1 pseudogene is annotated in these 237 nt (G+C 64.6%); it reads left to right on the top strand.

Annotated features, from left to right (window positions below):
* Window positions 1–237: pseudogene (locus EOD29_RS34930) on the top strand (ATP-dependent DNA ligase); the annotation flags it as partial.

Here is a 237-nt window from a genome sequence, read left to right as displayed (position 1 = left end):
GGCCGCGCTTCCTTCGAAGCGCTGCAGATGCGCCTTCACCCGGCCGAAAGCCGGATCCAAAAGCTGAGCGTGCAAACGCCGGCGCAATTGATCTTGTTCGACATGCTCGTGGCGCCGGGCCGCAAGATGCTCCTCGCACAGGCTCTTCAAGAGCGGCGCGCCGCAATTGAGGCCTTCGTGAGGGAGGCCGAAAAGGCCCCGTTGCGGCTCTCGCCATCCACCACGAAGCTCGCAACC

The sequence above is a fragment of the Mesorhizobium sp. M1A.T.Ca.IN.004.03.1.1 genome, from assembly GCF_003997555.1.
Taxonomy (GTDB): Bacteria; Pseudomonadota; Alphaproteobacteria; order Rhizobiales; family Rhizobiaceae; genus Mesorhizobium.
The sequence above is the reverse complement of the archived record's forward strand: the minus strand, read 5'-3'. Positions and strand labels throughout refer to the sequence as shown.